Source organism: Paraburkholderia sp. GW821-FHT02A12 (genome assembly GCF_059422005.1).
Map to the genome: position 1 here is coordinate 3359540 of NZ_JBWKWA010000001.1, position 19630 is coordinate 3379169.

Here is a 19630-nt window from a genome sequence, read left to right on the forward strand (position 1 = left end):
GCTGTGTTGGTCGCTGTGTTGGTCGCTGTGTTGGGCGTTATCTCATCGGCGGTTGTTCTGCCTGGCCGGTTCAAAGCGACTCGGTCAGCATGCGGCGGTAGTCGTCTGCGGTCGCTTCGCGCGGATTCGTGCGGTGGCAGTGATCGGCAAGCGCGCCCTTGATGACCTTGTCGAACATGCTTTCGTCGACGCCCATCTGCTTCAGGCCGGTCGGCAAACCGAGCCGTGCGGTCATGTCGAACAGCGCCTGCGCGAGATCCGCGTTCTCCGGCAAACCCATCACGCGACGCATCCGTGCATAGCGCCTATCGGCGACCACGGTGTCAGCGGTTTCGTTGAAACGCAGCACCGCCGGCAGCACGACGGCGTTCAGCGTGCCGTGATGCAGCGACGTGCGCCCGTTCACCTCCAGGCCGCCCAGCGGATGCGACAGCGAATGCACGCAGCCGAGGCCTTTCTGAAACGCCATTGCGCCTTGCATCGATGCGCTCATCATGTTCAGGCGTGCTGCGCGATCTCTACCGTCCGCCGTCGCGCGTTCGATGTTGGCCCACGCGCGCTCGAGGCCATCCAGCGCGATGCCGTCGGCGGGCGGATTGAAGGCCGGCGCGAGGAAGGTTTCGATGCAGTGCGCGACCGCGTCCATGCCGGTCGCGGCAGTCAAACCGGGCGGCAAGCCAAGGGTGAGCGCCGGGTCGCACAACGCCGATTTCGGCAGCAGATGCCACGAGTGAAAACCGAGCTTGCGGCCATCGTTCAGAATCACGATCGCGCCGCGCGCGACTTCGCTGCCGGTGCCCGCGGTGGTAGGCACGGCGATCAGCGGCGCAGCGGCGGCGGTGATTTTCGGGCTGCCGCCTTCGATGGTCGCGTACTGGGTCAGCGCGCCTGGATGCGTGGCCGCGATCGCCACACCTTTGGCCAGATCGATCGACGATCCGCCGCCCACTGCGATCAGCCCGTCGCAGCCTTCGTCGCGATACCGCCCGGCGGCGGCCAGCACCATCGCTTCCGTCGGATTCGACGGCGTGTCGTCGAATACCGGCACGTCGCCGAACTTCAACACGTCGAGCGCGCGCTGCACGATGCCGGCTGCGGCCACGCCCTTGTCGGTAATCAGAAGCGGCCGCTTGATACCGATCCGCGCGCACTCCGACGCCAGTTGCGACAGCGCGTCGTAGCCAAGATGGATATGGGTCAGATAGTAGATATAGGCCATGCCGACCTCCCTCCTTTATTTCGGGCCCGCCTATTGTCCGGGCTTCTCCACGAACTCGAACGGCAGGTCGCGCCGGCGCATCCATTCGCCGAGCGCCTGACCGGTGCCCGCGCGCCACGGCCGCAGCCTGGCGGGTTCGACTAACCGGTATTCGAGCAATTCCGGCGACAGCGCGATCGTCCCGTAAGCCTTCACGTGATACGCGATGATCAGCTCGTTCTTGCGGATGAATTCGTACACGCCGACCAGCTCGACTGTCTCGGCGCGCAGCGAGGTTTCTTCGAGCACTTCGCGGGCGATGCCCTCTTCCGGCGTCTCGCCGTTCTCCAGAAAGCCGGTGATCAGCGCGAACGTGCCTTCCGGCCACGCGGCGTTGCGCGCGAGCAGAATCTTGCCCTCGTACTCGACGATCGCGGCCACCACCGGCAGCGGATTGTTCCAGTGGACGTAGCCGCATTCCGGATCGGGACAGGCCTGGCGCACGCGGCCGCCTTCGTGCTCGGCGTCGACGCGCTCGGCCAGCGGTGTGGCGCAGCGCGGACAGAATTGGTATTGAGTCATGGCGAGAGGGAGGTGTCTTATGTCTTGTGTCTGATTATGTCTTGCGTGCCGCGCGGTATGGCGAGCGCGGTTTCAGGCCGCGCACAGTTCGCGCACTTCGACGGCAAAACGCTCGACGGTTTCCGCTTGCGTGTCCCATGCGCACATCAAGCGGCAACCGCCCGCGCCGATGAATTCATAGAACTTCCAGCCCCGCGCGCGCATCGCCTTGGCAGCCTGCGCCGGCAACTGCGCAAACACCGCATTCGATTCGCTGGGAAACATGATGCTCAGCCCGGGAATTTCCTGCAACCGCGATTGCAGCAATTGCGCCATTGCATTCGCGTGGCGCGCGTTGCGCAGCCATACGTCGTTGTCGAGCAGGCCGCGCCAGGGCGCCGGGATGAACCGCATCTTCGAGGCCAGTTGGCCGGCCGCGTCGTCGCCATAGGCCGGTTCGTGGCCGCTATGGTTGGCGGCGATCAGCGCGGCGAGCGCCTCGGGACAGATGCCGGCGTAGTTGTCGGACGCGAAATGTTGCATGGTTGGCGGCGCGCCCGGCGACAGGCGCTGAGATGGCGGGAAAGCGGTCATTTTAGTGCGCCAATGGGTTATTTGTTTTCGATTGATCAGATTTGGCGGGCGCCGCCTCGACACGCGCATGTTTCGCCGAAGCACGGCCAGAGGAACTTGCGGTGCGCGCCGTTGCGGACCCGGTTGACGCGAAGATTTGAAGGACGGCCGGCTCAACGCTTGCTTCTTTTCGCGGACGCGCGCGTTTCACTGAAGCGCGAGCCGACGAATCGACGAGTCGACGTGGGCGTACTGGCGGAACGGGTTTAGCGCAGGAAATTTTGCAGAGCGGCTGAGAGAGGGTGCCCCGAATACGTGCCTCGCATCGCTGTTTGGCGTGCCGTCGTTTGGCTCGACGTCGTTTGGCTCGTCGCTGTGTGGCACGTCGCTGTTTGGCGTGCAGTCAGGAGCAGCCGCAATCGGGCATGCGGCCACGGCCGCGCGGCATGCGCGCCACGATGATCAGGCCGGCCGCGCCCAGCAGCAACGCGCCCGCCGCCAGCCACAACGCCGGCGAAAACGATCCGCTGTGTTCGGCGATCGGCGCCGCTACCAGCGGGCCGACGATCTGACCGATGCCGTACGCCGCGGTCGCATAGCCCATCAGACCGGCCGCATCGTCGCCGCGCAAACGGCGCGCCTCGCGCATCGCGAACAGGGTGATCGCGGTGAACGGCAGACCGATCAGCATGCTGCCGAGCGAGAAGCCGCCCGCTGTCGGCCAGACGATGCCGAGCGCGATGCCGCAGGCTTGCAGCACGTAGCATCCCGCGAGCAGCGTGCGGTTGTCCCAATGCACCGGCAGCCGCGCCGCCAGCAATGCGCCGGCGATCAGCGCCGCGCCGAACATCGGCCAGAACAGATCGGGCCATGCCGAGCCCGGCAGCGCGTGGCGTGCGATCACCGGCAGGAAGGTCGCGGTAATGATGTAGCCGAAGCCGGGCACGCCGTAGAGCAGGACCAGCCAGAAGGCGTCGGCGCGGCGTGCGGTGCGGCTCGGGGCATGCTGGCGCGCATGGGCGCTGGCGGTTGATCCGGCCGGACCGGGGCCGGTGCTTCTCGCAGTGGACCCGTGCGCAGCGCCGAATATCGGCCACACCACGATCGACAGCACGGCCGCGATGAGCCCGAAGCCGATCCAACCCGCCGTCGCGCCATAGCCGCCCGCAACGCTGACCAGCAATCCCGTGCCGACGATCCCGACGCCGGGGCCCGTGTAAATCACCCCGCCCCACCCGTGCGCACCGAGTTCGGCCAGCCGCCGCAGGCCCCACTGCGATGCGAATACGAAGGTCCAGGCACTGACCGCACCGGCGACGAAGCGCACGACGGCCCAAATCCAGAACTGACTCGTGACCCCCATCGCCAGTGTCAGCAAGACCGTGACGACGAGGCCGGCGCGGACCATCCGCGCCGGCTCGACCCGCAGCGCCGCGCACATGACAGCGCCGATGAAATAGCCCGCGTAATTGAACGATGCGAGCCAGCCGCCGTGCTGGATGTCGATTTGCGGCTGTCCGAAGACGCTGCCGTGAAGCATCAGCGGCAACAGCGGCGTGAACGCGAAGCGTCCGATGCCAAGCGCCACCGCCAGCGTGACCATGCAGGCAAGCGCCGCGCGGCGGGCAGCGTGACGTTCGGCGGATGTTTCTTGCACGTTCGAGGCGAGATCGTTCATGGGCGGAAGATGTAAGCGGCGCCGGCGGTCGCCTGCGCATTGATCCATATTAGCTTGACCTTTCGATCACGAAAAATGAATAATTTGGATGCAACCTATCGCCTGGAGAGAATCATGGATCTGGCCGCCTTGACCATTTTCCGCGCAGTCGTGCGGGAAAACGGCGTGACGCGCGCCGCTGCCAAGCTCAATCGCGTGCAATCGAACGTGACGACGCGCATCAAGCAGCTTGAAGAACAACTGGGCACCGATCTGTTCATCCGCGACGGCCGGCGCCTCGTTTTGACGCCGGCTGGCGAGACGCTATTGCCCTACGCGGAGCGGCTGCTCGCGCTCGCCGACGAAGCGCGCCATGCCGTGCGCGAGGATCGTCCGAGTGGTCGATTGCGGCTGGGTACGATGGAGAGCGTGGCGGCAACGCGCCTGCCTGGACTGCTCGCGCAATATCACCAGAATTGGCCCGACGTCGCGCTCGAACTCGAAACCGGCACCACGGGCAAGCTGATCGAGCGGGTACGTGAATTCGAAGTGGACGCCGCCCTGGTGGCGACGCCGCCGGACCCTGCCGTGCTTGGCGAGTTGTTCGAAACGGTACCGGTGTTCCGCGAAGAACTGGTGATGCTGACGCCGCGGGGGCATCGGCCGATTCGCGAAGTGCGGGATATTGCTTTATCGACGTTGATCGCGTTTGAACGCGGCTGTGCTTATCGGGCTTATATCGAGAAGTGGTATCTAGAGCATGGGGTGAGGCCGGCTCGAGTGCTGGAGCTTGGCTCTTATCATGCGATTCTGGCTTGCGTCGCCGCTGGGGCCGGGGTGGCTGTGGCGCCGCGCTCGGTGCTGGATCTGCAAGCCGATACCAGCAATGTGGCCGTGCATGCGCTTGCTGATATTGGGGTGATCGATACGCTGCTCGTCTGGCGACGGGGGCATTTTTCTTCTGCTTTGAATGCACTGAAGCAGACGCTTATGGCGCATGAAGATGCGGCTGGGGCACCTGCGGTGGCGGCTCGTTCCTGATTTGTCTTTCTTGCGCAGCAGTTTTTACGAATGAGCGCCGCCAGGGCAAAAAACCACTGCTGCGCGAGCGAATTGCAACGACAACAACCACATCCGCCAGCCCGCGCAGCAGAACACCTGCGGCCTTAAAGCTGCCCTTCGACCCAACTCCGCACACCGGCAAGCGCCGCAGGCAAATTCGCCGGCTCGGTACCACCGGCCTGTGCCATATCGGGGCGTCCACCACCCTTCCCACCAACTTGCTGCGCTACGAAATTGACCAGCTCGCCGGCCTTGACCTTCTTGCTGGCATCCGCCGTCACGCCGGCAATCAGACTAACCTTGCCGCCCTCGACCGAAGCCAGCACGATCGCCGCGCTCTTCAACCTGTCCTTCAGCTTGTCGACCGTTTCACGCAGCGTCTTCACGTCCGCGCCCTCGAGCGTGGCAGCCAACACATGCACGCCGGCCACTTCGATCGCCTGTCCGGCAAGCTCATCACCCTGGCTCGCCGCGAGCTTCGACTTCAACGCGCCAAGCTCTTTCTCCAGCGACTTCACCTGATCCTGCACCTGCACGATCCGCTGCGCCAGCTCCGACGGCGGCGCCTTCAAAACAGCCGCCGCCGCATTGATCCGCGCATCGAGGTCCTGCACGAAACGCACCGCGTTGTCGCCAGTAATCGCCTCCACGCGACGAATGCCGGCAGCAACGCCGCCTTCCATCACGATCTTGAACAGGCCGATGTCGCCCGTGCGGTGCACGTGCGTACCGCCGCACAACTCACGCGAGAAACCGAGGTCGAGCACGCGCACTTCGTCGCCGTACTTTTCGCCGAACAGCGCCATCGCGCCGCCCTTCACCGCTTCGTCGAACGGCATGACCCGCACGATGCCCGGCGCGTTCGCCAGCACTTCGGCGTTGACGATCTGTTCGACGCGACGGATCTGCTCGTCGGTCATCGGCGCGTTGTGCGCGAAGTCGAAACGGGTCTTGTCCGGATCGACGAGCGAGCCCTTCTGCTGCACGTGCGAGCCGAGCACTTCGCGCAGCGCCTTGTGCATCAAATGGGTAGCCGAGTGATTGCGGGCCGTGCGCGCGCGGCGCACCGCGTCGATTTCCGCCTTCACGACGTCGCCGACCTTAAGCGTGCCCTGCTCCAGCGTGCCGTGATGGCCGACCACGTCAGCCTGCACCTTCAGCGTGTCGGTAACCGCAAAGCGCACGCTCGCGTTAGCCAGCACGCCCTGGTCGCCGACCTGGCCGCCCGACTCCGCATAGAACGGCGTGTGGTCGAGCACGACGACGGCCTGCTGGCCGTGGGCCACCTGCTTCACCGAGGCGCCGTCCACATACAGCGCGATCACCCTGGCATCGTCGAAGACGATTTCTTCGTAGCCGTGGAACGTGGTCTTCGCGCCCGAGTACTCGAGGCCCTGCGCCATCTTGAACTTGCCGGCCGCACGAGCCTGTTCGCGCTGACGCGCCATGGCTTCGTCGAAGGCGGCTTCGTCGACCGTCACTTCGCGCTCGCGGCACACGTCCGCCGTCAGATCGAGCGGGAAACCGTAGGTGTCGTGCAGCTTGAATGCGAGTTCGCCGTCGAGCGTCTTGCCGCCCTTGGCCTCGAGATCGGCCAGCGCGCTTTCGAGGATCGACATGCCGTGCTCGATGGTTTCGAAGAAGCGCTCCTCTTCCTGACGCAGCACGTCGGTCACGCGTTGTTCGGCATCCTTCAGTTCCGGATAGGCGCCGCCCATTTGCGCGACGAGGTCCGCGACCATGCGATGGAAGAACGACCCCTTCTTGCCCAGTTTGTAGCCGTGGCGAATCGCGCGGCGCACGATCCGGCGCAGCACGTAGCCGCGGCCTTCGTTGCCCGGAATCACGCCGTCGACGATCAGGAACGAGCAGGCGCGGATGTGATCGGCGATTACCTTCAGTGAGTTGTTCGTCAGATCGGCCACGCCGGTTTCGCGGCCGGCCGCCTTGATGAGCGCCTGGAACAGGTCGATCTCATAGTTGCTGTGCACGTGCTGAAGGACCGCTGCAATCCGCTCCAGACCCATGCCGGTGTCCACGCACTGCTTGGGCAGCGGCGTCATGTTGCCCTGCGCGTCGCGGTTGAACTGCATGAACACGAGATTCCAGATCTCGATGTAACGGTCGCCGTCTTCTTCAGGCGATCCCGGCGGGCCGCCCCACACGTCCGGGCCGTGGTCGTAGAAGATTTCCGAACACGGCCCGCACGGACCGGTGTCGGCCATCTGCCAGAAGTTGTCCGATGCGTAGCGCGCGCCCTTGTTGTCGCCGATGCGGATGATCCGCTCGACCGGCACGCCCACTTCTTTCGCCCAGATGTCGTGCGCTTCGTCGTCTTCCTGATAGACGGTCACCCACAGCTTGTCATTCGGCAGCTTGTAGACCCCGGTCAGCAGCTCCCACGCGTAGTGGATCGCGTCGCGCTTGAAATAGTCGCCGAACGAGAAGTTGCCCAGCATTTCGAAGAACGTGTGGTGACGCGCGGTGTAGCCGACGTTTTCCAGATCGTTGTGCTTGCCGCCGGCGCGCACGCTGCGCTGCGCGGTCGTGGCGCGCGAGTACGGACGCGATTCCGCGCCGAGGAACACATCTTTGAACTGCACCATTCCCGAATTGGTGAAGAGCAGTGTCGGGTCGTTGCCGGGCACAAGGCTCGACGAGCGAACGATCGTATGGCCCTTCGATTCGAAGAACTTGAGGAATTTCTCGCGGATTTCGGCGGCTTTCATAGCGTGCGGGGGACGGTCCTGGCTGTTACCGGCTGCATCGTGGGATGCGCCAACTGATTGTTTCTTAAACGACTGATTATACGGGATCGGCGCCGGTGCGCGGCGGCGCGCGCCGCACCGTTGGCCGTTCGGCCAGGTTTCGCCGGGTAGCGTGAGACACGGCGGCGCACGTCACGCGTCTTATGCCGTCCGGCTGACTGCGCCGCCGCGCGGGAATCGCTTAAGATTGCCCCCATCCGCGGCGCCATGCGCGCCTCTTGGGCTACATAGGAGACATCGAAGAATATGGGCGCTCTCAGTCATATCCGCGTGCTGGATCTCACACGCGTGCTCGCCGGGCCCTGGTGCTCGCAAACGCTTGCCGATTTCGGCGCTGACGTCATCAAGATCGAACGCCCCGAGGTCGGCGACGACACCCGTCACTGGGGGCCGCCGTACCTGAAAACGCCACAAGGCGCCGATACGCGCGAGGCCGCCTACTATCTCGCGGCCAACCGCAACAAGCGCTCGGTCACCGTGGATATCGCATCGGCCGAAGGCCAGCGGATCGTCCGCGAACTGGCCGCGCAAAGCGACGTCGTGCTGGAGAACTACAAGGTCGGCCAGTTGAAGAAGTACGGGCTCGATTACGCGTCGCTGAAAGAAGTGAAGCCCGATCTGATCTACTGCTCGGTAACCGGCTTCGGGCAGACCGGGCCGTATGCGCAGCGGGCGGGCTACGACTTCATCGTGCAAGGCATCGGCGGCTTCATGAGCATTACCGGCGAGCGCGACGGCCAGCCGGGCGGCGGCCCGCAGAAAGCGGGCGTCGCAATCGCCGACCTGATGACCGGCATGTATTCGACCATCGCCGTGCTGACCGCGCTCACGCATCGCGACCGCACGGGCGAAGGCCAGTACATCGACATGGCGCTGCTCGACGTGCAGGTGGCGATGCTCGCCAACATGAATTCAAACTACCTGGCGAGCGGTCAGCCGCCGGTGCGCTGGGGCAATGCGCATCCGAACATCGTGCCCTACCAGACCTTCCAGACCAGCGACGGCTGGATCATCGTCGCGGTCGGCAATGACGGTCAGTTCCGCAAATTCGTCGAAGCGGGCGGCCGTCCGGAATTGGCCGACGACGAACGCTTCTCCGCCAACCCGGCGCGTGTGCGCCACCGCGACATTCTCGTGCCGATCCTCGCCGACATGGTCCGTCTGCAGGGCAAGCAGCAATGGATCGCCGCGCTGGAAGCCGCCGGCGTGCCGTGCGGGCCGATCAACGATCTCGCCGAAGTGTTCGAGAACGAGCAGGTGGTGGCGCGCGGAATGCAGGTCGACCTGCCGCATCCGTCGGGCGGCACGGTCAAGCTGGTGCGCAATCCGATCAATATGAGCGGCACGCCGCCCGAGGCGCTTGCTCATCCGCCCACGCTCGGCGAGCACACCGACAGCGTCCTGCGCGACGTGCTCGGTTACGACGAGACGCGGATCGCGGCGTTGCGGGAGCAGTCGGTGATTTGAGCGTGGCCTGGGAGGCTCATGCGCGGAGGCCACGCGTGGGAAGTTCACGCCAAGGGAAGGCTCACGCCGGCTTGCCGAACGAAGCCAGCCAGCGCCGCCCTTCGTCCCAATCGCCGAGTCCGCTGTCGGCGTTGATATGGCCGCGCGGGCCGATGCCGATCCAGCGGCTACCCCACGCGTTCGCACAGGTCCGCGAGAACGGCACGCCGCCGTACGGATCGTCGCTGCTGGCCGCGACAATGCTCGCAAACGGCAAGCGCGTGAGCGGCACGGGTCCAAAACCGCTGGCGTCCTGCGGGAAATGCGCCTCAGCCGGATCGGGCACGGCCACCAGCAACGCCCCCGCCACCTTCGCAAGCTGGGCGGCGCTGGCGTACTGTGCCGCCCAGAAAACCGTGGTGAGGCAGCCGAGGCTATGCGCGGCGAACACCACCTGGGTGTCGGCGGCGGCCACTTCGGCGTCGAGCGTCCGGCACCATGCATCGCGCCCGGGACGATCCCAATCAGGCATCCGCAAGCGCACGAACGCCGGGTCGAGCGCCTCCCAGCGCGTCTGCCAATGGCCTTCGCCGGAGTTCTGGTAGCCAGGCAGCACGAGTACTCGTGGTTTTTGCGTGCTCATCGCGTTTTCTTTTTCCATCGCTGTTCGTTTTTCGGTCGGCTCGAGCGGTTCAATGAATCACCCGACCCACGCCCACGCCGCGCGGGTCGGCGGCCGGTTCCGGATGCGTGCCGTCGACGCGAATCAGTTGCACGTCGCCGTTGAACTGCTGTCCCTGCAACGTATAGCCCCTGGCTTGCAGCTGCTCGGCCAACTCGCCCGTGATAGGCTGGTACGGCTCCCAGTAGATCGTCTTCTGCGGCAGCAACTGGTGATGAAAACGCATCGCGGCCAGTGCGTCGGCGGGTGCCATATTGAAGTCATACAGGTTCGTGATCACCTGAAAGATCGAGGTGAAAATGCGCGAACCGCCCGGCGTGCCGATCACGAGCGAGACCTTGTCGTCCTTCAACAGAATGGTCGGCGCCATCGACGACAGCGGCCGGCGTCCCGGCGCCACCGTGTTGACTTCGTTGCCGGTCACGCCGGACTGATTCGGCTCGCCCGGTTTGGTGACGAAATCGTCCATTTCGTCGTTCAGCAGGAAGCCGCCGCCGTCCACCACCACGCCCGCGCCGAACGGCCCGTTCAGCGTGTAGGTGTTGGACACGGCGTTGCCCCACCTGTCGACCACCGAGAAATGCGTGGTTTGCGCTTTTTCCGGCATCGCGTCGCCAAGGCCCGGCTTGACCGGCGTCGCGCCTGGCACTTCGTCGGGTTTGACCTCGTCGGCGCGTTGCGCGAGGTAGGCGTCGTCGATCAGTTTGCCGACCGGCACCTTGTACGAATCCGGGTCGCCCATGTACTGCTGGCGATCGGCGAACACGCGGTCTTCGATCTGCGCAATCAGATGGATATACGGCACCGAATTCAGCTCGAGGCCGTCGAAGGCCGGCTTCAGATCGGCCTTCATTTTCAGCATCTGGATCAGTCCGACGCCGCCCGAACTCGGCGGCGGCGCGGAGACGATCCGATAGCCGTTCCACTCGGCGGTGACCGGTTGGCGCCAGACCGCCTTGTATTGAATCAGGTCCTGTCTGGTCACGAGCCCGTGGCCGTACATCTGCCGGGCAATCAGATCGGCGGTGCGGCCCTCGTAGAATTCACGCCCGCCGTCGCTCGCGATGCGCGAAAGGGTTTGCGCGAGTTCAGGCTGACGGAACGTGGCGCCCGCCTTCAGATTCGAGAAGTAGACATCGAAATTGGTCTTGCCGGCGAAGCTCTTCGCGGCGTCGTCGTGGCGTTTCTGCAGCCACGGCTCCACCTGGAAACCATCGGTGGCGTAACGGATCGCGGGCGCCAGCACCTGTTTCCACTTCAGCTTGCCGAAGCGCTGCTGCGCCTGCCACATGCCGTCGACCGTGCCCGGCACGCCCACGGCGCGATGGCCGACGAGGCTCATGCCCGGCACGAGGCTGCCTTTGTCGTCGAGGTACATGTCGCGGGTCGCCTGTTGCGGCGCGCGTTCGCGGTAATCGAGAAAGTACGGCTTGCCGTCCATGAAGACCGTCATGAAACCGCCCCCGCCGATGTTGCCTGCGTCCGGATAAGTCACGGCCAGCGTGAAGGCGATCGCCACCGCGGCGTCCACCGCGTTGCCGCCGGCCGCGAAGATCTGTTGCGCGGTGTCGGCGCTGTAGCGATCCGGCACGGCCACCGCCGATGCGTCGAGCACCGCCTTGGGCGTGGCGGTTTTCGCCAGCGCGGGTGCCGGAGCGACGAAACTGCCGCTCAATGCGGCGAACACGGCCGCTGCCGTCAGCACGCGAACGAGGGAAAAAGAGGCGAAAGGCGCGCGAGGCGCGTCGTGCGTCAGGACGGACATCCGAGAAACTCCGGGAACCAAGGGCGTCATGTTGCACGAACGGCAAGCGTTCGTGCAAGGCGACGAAGGACGGCGCGGCCTGTGAGGGCGGCTACCACGTGCACGGGACGGGACGACACGGCACGGGCGCAGGCCGCGTCGCCCCGCACAGGTCGCGCGTCGCGCGGGCAGAACCGCGCCGCCCGCATCCTAAGTCGGCGGCGTCCGCGTCAAAAAACGTTTTACCTCCTGTTACAGCGCCGCTGCGGACCCCAAATTCCCGTCGAAACCTCCCGAACGTTGGCGGCACGCCGCACTCGCCTGCCGCGGCGGGGCTCGTCAGGTAGAATTGACAGATTAGTGAGCGCATTGCGCGCCCGCGACAGACCTTGACCTTCTCGCATGAATACCGAACGCAACGACGCGCCAGCGGCATCCAATTTCATCCGCAACATCATTGACGAAGACAACCGCACCGGCAAGTGGGGTCAGCGCGTCGAGACGCGCTTTCCGCCTGAGCCGAACGGCTATCTGCATATCGGTCACGCGAAGAGCATCTGCCTGAATTTCGGTGTGGCGCGCAGCTACGGCGGCGTGTGCCATTTGCGTTTCGACGACACGAATCCGGAAAAGGAAAGCGTCGAATACGTCGAGTCGATCATCGATTCCGTGCGCTGGCTCGGTTTCGAGTGGGAAAAAGACGGCAAGGAACAGCTCTACTTCGCCAGCGACTACTACGACAAACTGTACGAATTCGCCGAACTGCTGATCGAGCGCGGCAAGGCGTACGTGGATAGCCAGTCGGCCGAGGAAATGCGCGCGAACCGCGGCTCGGCGACCGAAGTCGGCACGCCGTCGCGCTTTCGCGATCGCTCCGTGCAGGAAAACCTCGACCTGTTCCGCAGCATGAAAGCCGGCGAGTTCAAGGAAGGCGAACACGTGCTGCGCGCGAAGATCGACATGTCGTCGCCGAACTTCAACATGCGCGATCCGGTCATCTACCGGATCCGCTTCGCGCATCACTACCGCACCGGCGACACATGGTGCGTGTACCCGATGTACGACTACACGCACTGCATCTCGGACGCGCTGGAAAACATCACGCATTCGCTGTGCACGCTCGAATTCGAAGACCATCGTCCGCTGTACGACTGGATCCTGAACGAGCTCGCCGAAGCCGGCATTTTCACGCGCCCGCTGCCGCAACAAATCGAGTTTTCGCGCCTGAACCTGACCTATGCGATCACCAGCAAGCGAAAGCTGCTGCAACTGGTGACCGAAGGCCACGTCGACGGTTGGGACGACCCGCGTATGCCGACCATCGTCGGCCTGCGCCGGCGCGGTTTCACGCCTGAGGGCATCCAGCTGTTCTGTGAGCGCATCGGCGTCACCAAGGTCGATTCGTGGATCGACATGAGCGTGTTCGAAGGCGCGCTGCGCGACGACCTGGATGAGAAGGCGCCGCGCACGGCGGCCGTGCTCGATCCGCTCAAGCTGATCATCGACAACTTCCCCGAAGGCGTCACCGAGCCGTGCAGCGCACCGGTGCATCCGCATCATCCGGAACTGGGCGTACGCGAGTTCCCGATCTCGCGCGAGCTGTGGATCGAGCGCGAGGACTACAACGAAACGCCGCCGAAGGGCTACTTCCGCCTGTTCCCGGGCAACAAGGTGCGCTTGCGCTACGGCTACGTGATCGAATGCACGGGCGCCGACAAGGACGAAAACGGCAACATCGTCGCGGTCCACTGCAACTATTTCCCGGACAGCAAATCGGGCACCGAAGGCGCGAACAGCTACAAGGTCAAGGGCAATATTCACTGGGTCAGCGCCGCGGGCGCGTGTCCGGCGGAAGTGCGCATTTACGACCGGCTGTTCAAGGAGCCGCAACCGGACGCGGGCGGACGCGACTTCCTCGAAGCGCTGAATCCGGATTCGAAGCGCGTGGTCAACGCCTACCTGGAACCGGGCGCGCGTCACGCGCTGCCGGAACAGCGCTATCAGTTCGAGCGCCACGGCTACTTTGTCGCCGACCGCGTCGATTCGCAACCGGGTAAGCCCGTATTCAATCGCATCGTCAGCCTGCGCGACAGTTGGGGCAAGCCGGCGTAAGCTGGAGCGGCTTCTCGCTCGAAGATCCAGAGTCGAACACGGCGTGCATCTTGCGAGCGAGGTGCACGCCGTTTCGTAGCGTCACGTTCCATCGACAGAGACAGCGCGGCATACGTGCAAGCGCAGTCCGGGAGGTCCGATGAAAGTTGCAGCCCGCCGCAGGGCGAGCGCATGGGGCACACGCCACGCGCGTACCGTTCCCGCCGCACATTTCGCATGCATGGCACGTGGAGCACATGGCGTCCTCGTCGCGCTGCTCATGTGCAGCGCGGCCTCGTTCTCATGCACGGCGCACGCGGAAGAGCTGACCGGCACGCTGAAGAAAATCCACGACGACGGCGTGGTCGTGCTCGGCGTGCGCGAAGCGTCGATCCCCTTCTCGTACTTCGACGGCAAGCACACGGTCGGCTACTCGCAGACCATCGCGCTGCAGATCGTCGATGAAATCAGGAAAACGCTCGGCATGCCGCAGCTGAAGGTGCACGAAATCACAGTGACCTCGTCGAACCGCACGTCGATGCTGCTGAACAGTCAGATCGATCTGGAGTGCGGCTCGACCACGCACACAGTCGAGCGCGAAAATGTGGCCGCTTTCTCGAACAGCTTCTTCCAGTACGCGGTGCGCATGATCGCGCGCAAGAGCAGCGGCATCACGGATTTTCAGGATCTGGCCGGCAAGATGGTCGTGACGACCGCGGGCACCTCCGACGAACGCCTGCTGCGCCGCCTGAACACCGACAAACATTTGAACATGCGCATCACCAGCGCACGCGATCATCAGGAAGCCTTCGCAGCAGTCAAGGACGACCGGGCGGTGGCCTTCGTGATGGACGAGCCGATCGTCTACGGTTTCAAATCGACCGACCCGCGCCCCGAGGACTTCGTGGTGACCGGCACGCCGCTCGGCTACGAAGTCTATGCCTGCATGTTCCGCAAGGGCGACGAGCCGTTCCGCAATCTTGTCAACGGGGTGATCGCACGCGGCCAGACATCCGGCGAAGCGGAACGTCTGTACAAGCTATGGTTCACGCAGCCGATTCCGCCGCACGGCATCAATCTGAATTTTCCGCTGTCGGATCAGAACCGCTCGCTGTTCGCGCATCCAAACGACCACGCGCTCGACTGAGGCGCCGGCACGCCGAGGCGTCGAGGCGTCGAGGCGTCAGGCCGCCCGCGCGGCTGCTCGCGGCTGCTCGCGGCTGCTATTACAGCGAGCGATGCAGTTCCGCGAGTGAAAGCGTGGTCTGAAAGAGCCGCGTGAGACTGCGGCTCGCATACCGGTCGACTTCGTCCGGTGTGGTCCAGCGGTAGGCATCCATTTCGGGAATCAGCGTGCCGTCGGAGCGGCGCGGAAACAGCGACGTGCAAGTGCACGAAGACAGATCCAGTTCGCCGGCGACGGCGCGCGCGGCGAACAGATGCAGATCCTTGTCGCGCCGGTAAACGAACAGCCCGAGGTCTTTCAGGCGCTCGGCCGCAATCGCGATACCGGTCTCCTCGACCATCTCGCGCAGCGCGGTGACGTGCGGCGCCTCACCCTCTTCCCCGTGCCCCTTCGGAATATCCCAGTGCGAAGTTTCGGTGGCGTGTGCGAGCAGCACCCGCCCGTGCGGATCGAGCAGCACGATGCCGCACGACACCACCCGCGCGCTCATCGCCGCACCGCGCCGCCGGGCGGATGCGCGGCGTCGAACGACGCCGGCCGCAGCGCTGCGCGCTTCGTCATACCGTCCTGCACGCTCAGTGCTCTTTCTGCAACTGCCAGTTGCCGCTGCCCTGCTTGCAGAACTGCGGACGCAGAGTCATCGACTGCCCCTTCGCGTTCAGCACGACGCCCATGTCGCGGCAGGTGCGATCGCCGTCTTTCTCAGTGCTCGCTGCGGTGATCACCGCGTCCATCTTCACGCTATTACCGGTGCCTTCGTTGACCCAGTTCGCGCTTTCGCCGTCCTGCTTGCTGTTCAGCGCGGCGATCACGGCCGCCTTGATCGAGTCGACGTCGCGCTGTTTCATCCAGCTGACCGGGGTGTCGTTCAGAAAACCGAGGTTCGCCGCTTGTGCGCCAATTGCGCCACCCAGCAGCAGGCCGCCGACAGTCAGGTGGAAGAGAGCACGGGTTCGCATCGACATAAAGGGTTCTCCTCGAAGAGTGATTCAGGCGGTCACGAGCGCGCCAGCCGCCGCTCGTGATCTGGACCCAAAAGCATAGCATGGCGCTCGTGCCGGTCAGCCTGGCTCGCGGCCCAAGCCCCTCGGATTCACTCACTGCGCGGCCGGCTTGTATCCATCGGTCAGCGTATTCAAAAACGCCACCACGTCCTTGATCTCGGCCTCGTCGAGCGCCGGCTTGTCGCCCGGCTTGCGATCGAACGGCGGCTCCGTATTCAGATTGGCCCAGTAACGCTGCGGCAAATCGTCGAACTTCTGCACTTTCCCCTTCGAGACCGGATAGAACTTCTCCGGATTCGTATCCCGCTGGGCATAAAAACGCAGCACTTCGTCCAGCGAATGATAAATCCCGTTGTGGAAGAAGCTCTTCTTCAACGCGACGTTGCGCAGTGTCGGCGTGCGGAAGATGCCGCAAAATTCGGCGCGCCCCTTCAGATCGGCACGCTCCGGCCCGCAGGCGCCGAGGTCATAGAAATGCGGATCGCGGTTCACCGGCAGCACCCGGTTGCGCGGCACGCCGATCGCGATCAAACCGAAATCGCTGAACTGCGGCGGCGCGCCGTCCCTGCTCCGCTGACTGATATGGCAGCTCGCGCAATTGCCTTTCTTTTCGTCGTTGAAGACCTGCAGGCCGCGCAGTTCGGCCTGTGTCAGTTGCGCCTTGCCTGCCAGATACGCGTCGTATTTGCTGGTGTACGGATAGAAAAGTTCGGGCGTTTGCTCGAAGGTTTCCAGCGCTTGCAACACGGCTTTGAAGGTGGCGTCGTCGTTGTCGAAAATGTGCTCGCCGAATGCCGCGCGGAACGCGTCGGCGTACGGCGCGGCCTTCACGGCAGCCGTGACCTTCTGCGGCGAGCTGCCCATTTCGAACGACGACAATAGCGGAATCCGCGCCTGGTCCGAGCCGCGGTCGACCCGGCCATCCCACGTCAAGCCGCCGGTCGGCCCGGCATCGACGCTCTCGTCGCCTTCGTCATCCGACTCGTGATAATGCTCGGCGAACGCCGGCACCGATTGCAGGTACTTGAGCGTGGGCGCGGCGCGCATGCCGGAGCGGTGCATGTCGCTGCCACCGAGTTGCACAGACCGCGAATTGGCCGGCGAAAACGCGTGATCGGGGCGATGGCACGACGCGCACGCCAGTTTGCCCGAGCCGGATAGCGACGCGTCGAAGAACAGCTGCTTGCCGAGCGCCGTCATCTGGCGCACCGATTCGTAGACTTGCGCGCGGGTCTGGCCAGCGTCATGCGCGGCCGCTTGCACCATCGAGGCCGCTGCCGGCGCGGCCGCAAGCGCGGATACCGAGGCGAGCGGCGTGCTTGAGGCTACGCTTGAAGCCACCTTCGAGGCCGCATCCGTACCCGCCGCCCCGCCGGCCGTTGGCGCCCGTGAATCGCAGGCGGCCAATGCCGTAGTCATCGCCAACGTCACGCCAACCGGCCACACGAGCCGCCGCGCCGCCAGCCGAAGCGCCCTTCCACGAATCCCCGTCAGACCAAGCCGCATAAGAATGATGTGAATGCTTGCGATGTTGAAGAGCGCGAGCGTATTTCATCGACATGTCGTTTAAATGACATATAGCCGACTAAAGACCGCCGAACGAATGCATTCGTAATTAATTACATCTCTCTGTCAAATTCCCTTGCGAAACTTTCGCGGCCGCGACCCTCCGTGCAAGCAGGGCCGCGGCCGGTCCCCAACGCGAGAGAAAGAGAGAAAAACACGACATGAACAAGAAACTGATCTGCGCGACGCCCATCGCGATCGCAGCAGCGCTGAGCCTGTATGCATGCGGCGGCAGCGAAGTCACGCAGCCGGACATTACGTCGATCAAGACGGTCGTGGTGATCTACGCGGAAAACCGCAGCTTCGACAATCTGTACGGCAATTTCCCGGGCGCCAATGGCTTGCAGAACGTGACCGCGGCGAGCGCAACTCAGGTCGACCGGAACGGCGCGCCGCTCGCGACGCTGCCGCAGGTGTGGAACGGTCTGACGCAAACCGGCGTGACGCCGGTCGTGACGCAGGCAATGACCGCCAACCTGCCGAACAGCCCGTTCGCGATCGACGACCCGAATGGTTTCAACACGCCGATCACCGCCACGACGCGTGACCTGTACCACCGGTTTTACGAGAACCAGATGCAGATCGACGGCGGCAAGAACGACAAGTTCGCCGCATGGGCGGACTCCGGTGGCCTCGTGATGGGCCACTACACGCAGAACGCGGACAAGCTGCCGCTGTGGAAGATCGCCCAGCAATACACGCTGGCCGACAACTTCTTCATGGGCGCGTTCGGCGGCTCGTTCCTGAACCACCAGTGGCTGGTTTGCGCGTGCACGCCGACCTATCCGAACGCGGACAAGAGCCCGGCGGCGGGCTTGGTGTCGGCAGTGGAAGCCGACGGCGTGACGCTGAAAGTCGCGTCCAATTCGCCGGCATCGGCGCTGAGCGGCCCGCCGAAATATGTGCTCTCGGGCAACCTGACGCCTGACTTCTACGCGATCAACACGATGCAGCCGCCGTATCAGCCGAGCGGCAACAAACCGGCTTCGGGCGGCGACGCCACGCTGGCCGACCCGAGCGCCGCCACCACGTTGCCGGCGCAGACGCAACAGAACATCGGCGACCTGCTCAACAACGCGAACGTGTCGTGGGCATGGTACGGCGGCGCGTGGGGCGCGGCAGTCTCGGCGGTGCAAACCAGCACGTCGAATGTAATCTACGGCCCGAATCTGACGGCGCCGAACTTCCAGCCGCACCACCAGCCGCTCAACTACTTCGCCGATCTCGCACCGGGCACCTCGAACCGCGCGCAGCACCTGCTCGACGGCGGCCTCGGCGGCTCGGAGTTCATCAAGGCCATCGATGCCGGCACGCTGCCGCAAGTATCGTTCTACAAGCCGCAGGGCAACCTGAACGAGCACCCGGGTTACACCGACGTCGCGTCGGGCGACCAGCATATCGCCGACGTGATCTCGCATCTGCAGAAGAGTCCGCAGTGGAACAACATGCTGGTGGTCGTCACGTACGACGAAAACGGCGGCTTCTGGGATCACGTCGCGCCGCCGAAGGGCGATCGCTGGGGCCCGGGTACGCGGATTCCGGCGCTGATCATTTCGCCGTACGCGAAGAAGGGTTTCGTCGATCACACGCAGTACGACACGACGTCGATCCTGCGCTTCATCACGCACCGCTTCTCGCTGCCGACGCTGCCGGGCATCTCGGCTCGCGACGCCGCGCTGGTCAGCAACGGCGGCAAGCCGATGGGCGACCTGACGGCCGCGCTGAACGTCAAGCAATAATCGCCAGGCAACAGTCCGCCTGATGGCGCGGTTTTGACAGGGCAGCTTCGGCTGCCCTTTTTTGTTTTCGTCGTGGTGCGGAGTGCGTCGATTCCATCGACGCGCAGTCGGCAAGGTGAAGCCGTCGGCATGAAGCCGCTCGCGGGAACACGCACGCTCAGGAGAAGAAGGCTCTGAAGCGCCGCAAGCCGCGGCGCGAGCATTTGAAGTACGGCAGGAGGGACTCGAACCCCCCACCCTCGGCTTAGAAGGCCGATGCTCTATCCAGCTGAGCTACTGCCGTAATGAAGAGAGGCGATGCTAAACGTACAACGAGCATCACCCGCAATTGAGAACCCGCTCTCGGGCGTCGG

At 64.4% G+C, this 19630-nt stretch carries 14 protein-coding genes, 1 tRNA gene and 1 pseudogene; 5 read left to right on the forward strand and 11 right to left on the reverse strand.

Features of this window, described 5'->3' with window-relative positions:
- Positions 1-70: 70 nt before the first annotated feature.
- From gbd to AC07WT_RS15270, 4 genes and pseudogenes are all read right to left on the reverse strand, one after another.
- On the reverse strand, positions 71-1219 hold the full coding sequence (gene gbd, locus AC07WT_RS15255) for a 4-hydroxybutyrate dehydrogenase (protein WP_494947628.1): 1149 nt from the start codon (positions 1217-1219) through the stop codon (positions 71-73).
- 30 nt (positions 1220-1249) lie between these two features.
- Complete coding sequence (locus AC07WT_RS15260; RefSeq protein ID WP_492590854.1) at positions 1250-1780, reverse strand: NUDIX domain-containing protein; 531 nt, start codon at positions 1778-1780, stop codon at positions 1250-1252.
- A gap of 72 nt (positions 1781-1852) precedes the next feature.
- Positions 1853-2212, reverse strand: a pseudogene (locus AC07WT_RS15265) (threonine aldolase); the annotation flags it as partial.
- A 523-nt stretch (positions 2213-2735) separates the two neighbouring features.
- Positions 2736-4010, reverse strand: a complete 1275-nt coding sequence (locus AC07WT_RS15270; RefSeq protein ID WP_494947629.1) for a YbfB/YjiJ family MFS transporter — start codon at positions 4008-4010, stop codon at positions 2736-2738.
- Between the two features lie 114 nt (positions 4011-4124).
- Between AC07WT_RS15270 and AC07WT_RS15275 the strand changes: the two genes are divergently transcribed.
- Positions 4125-5030, forward strand: a complete 906-nt coding sequence (locus AC07WT_RS15275) for a LysR family transcriptional regulator (protein WP_494947630.1) — start codon at positions 4125-4127, stop codon at positions 5028-5030.
- Between the two features lie 125 nt (positions 5031-5155).
- On the opposite strand, the gene alaS is transcribed toward AC07WT_RS15275, so the two are convergent.
- On the reverse strand, positions 5156-7780 hold the full coding sequence (alaS, locus tag AC07WT_RS15280; RefSeq protein WP_494947631.1) for an alanine--tRNA ligase: 2625 nt from the start codon (positions 7778-7780) through the stop codon (positions 5156-5158).
- Between the two features lie 285 nt (positions 7781-8065).
- Between alaS and AC07WT_RS15285 the strand changes: the two genes are divergently transcribed.
- Positions 8066-9286 carry a CaiB/BaiF CoA transferase family protein gene (locus AC07WT_RS15285; protein ID WP_494947632.1) on the forward strand — a complete coding sequence of 407 codons (1221 nt, stop codon included), beginning with the start codon at positions 8066-8068 and terminating at the stop codon, positions 9284-9286.
- 61 nt (positions 9287-9347) lie between these two features.
- On the opposite strand, the gene AC07WT_RS15290 is transcribed toward AC07WT_RS15285, so the two are convergent.
- Positions 9348-9908 (reverse strand): RBBP9/YdeN family alpha/beta hydrolase, encoded by a 561-nt coding sequence (locus tag AC07WT_RS15290; protein WP_494948436.1) that lies wholly within the window; start codon positions 9906-9908, stop codon positions 9348-9350.
- A 49-nt stretch (positions 9909-9957) separates the two neighbouring features.
- Positions 9958-11712, reverse strand: coding sequence for a gamma-glutamyltransferase (gene ggt, locus AC07WT_RS15295; RefSeq protein ID WP_494947633.1), 1755 nt, complete (start codon positions 11710-11712; stop codon positions 9958-9960).
- Between the two features lie 381 nt (positions 11713-12093).
- Between ggt and AC07WT_RS15300 the strand changes: the two genes are divergently transcribed.
- Positions 12094-13803, forward strand: a complete 1710-nt coding sequence (locus AC07WT_RS15300) for a glutamine--tRNA ligase/YqeY domain fusion protein (RefSeq protein ID WP_494947634.1) — start codon at positions 12094-12096, stop codon at positions 13801-13803.
- A gap of 139 nt (positions 13804-13942) precedes the next feature.
- Positions 13943-14929, forward strand: a complete 987-nt coding sequence (locus tag AC07WT_RS15305) for a transporter substrate-binding domain-containing protein (protein ID WP_494947635.1) — start codon at positions 13943-13945, stop codon at positions 14927-14929.
- A gap of 79 nt (positions 14930-15008) precedes the next feature.
- Here the strand turns inward: AC07WT_RS15305 and AC07WT_RS15310 are convergent, their stop codons facing one another.
- From AC07WT_RS15310 to AC07WT_RS15320, 3 genes are all read right to left on the reverse strand, one after another.
- Complete coding sequence (locus AC07WT_RS15310) at positions 15009-15458, reverse strand: NUDIX hydrolase (RefSeq protein ID WP_492590861.1); 450 nt, start codon at positions 15456-15458, stop codon at positions 15009-15011.
- Between the two features lie 85 nt (positions 15459-15543).
- A complete protein-coding gene (locus AC07WT_RS15315) occupies positions 15544-15933 on the reverse strand; it encodes a hypothetical protein (protein WP_494947636.1) in 390 nt (129 codons plus the stop codon).
- Between the two features lie 132 nt (positions 15934-16065).
- Positions 16066-17391, reverse strand: a complete 1326-nt coding sequence (locus tag AC07WT_RS15320; protein WP_494947637.1) for a cytochrome-c peroxidase — start codon at positions 17389-17391, stop codon at positions 16066-16068.
- 308 nt (positions 17392-17699) lie between these two features.
- Here AC07WT_RS15320 and AC07WT_RS15325 point away from each other — a divergent pair, with 308 nt between their 5' ends.
- Positions 17700-19277 (forward strand): acid phosphatase, encoded by a 1578-nt coding sequence (locus tag AC07WT_RS15325; protein WP_494947638.1) that lies wholly within the window; start codon positions 17700-17702, stop codon positions 19275-19277.
- Between the two features lie 209 nt (positions 19278-19486).
- On the opposite strand, the gene AC07WT_RS15330 is transcribed toward AC07WT_RS15325, so the two are convergent.
- Positions 19487-19560, reverse strand: a tRNA-Arg gene (locus AC07WT_RS15330).
- Positions 19561-19630 lie beyond the last annotated feature (70 nt).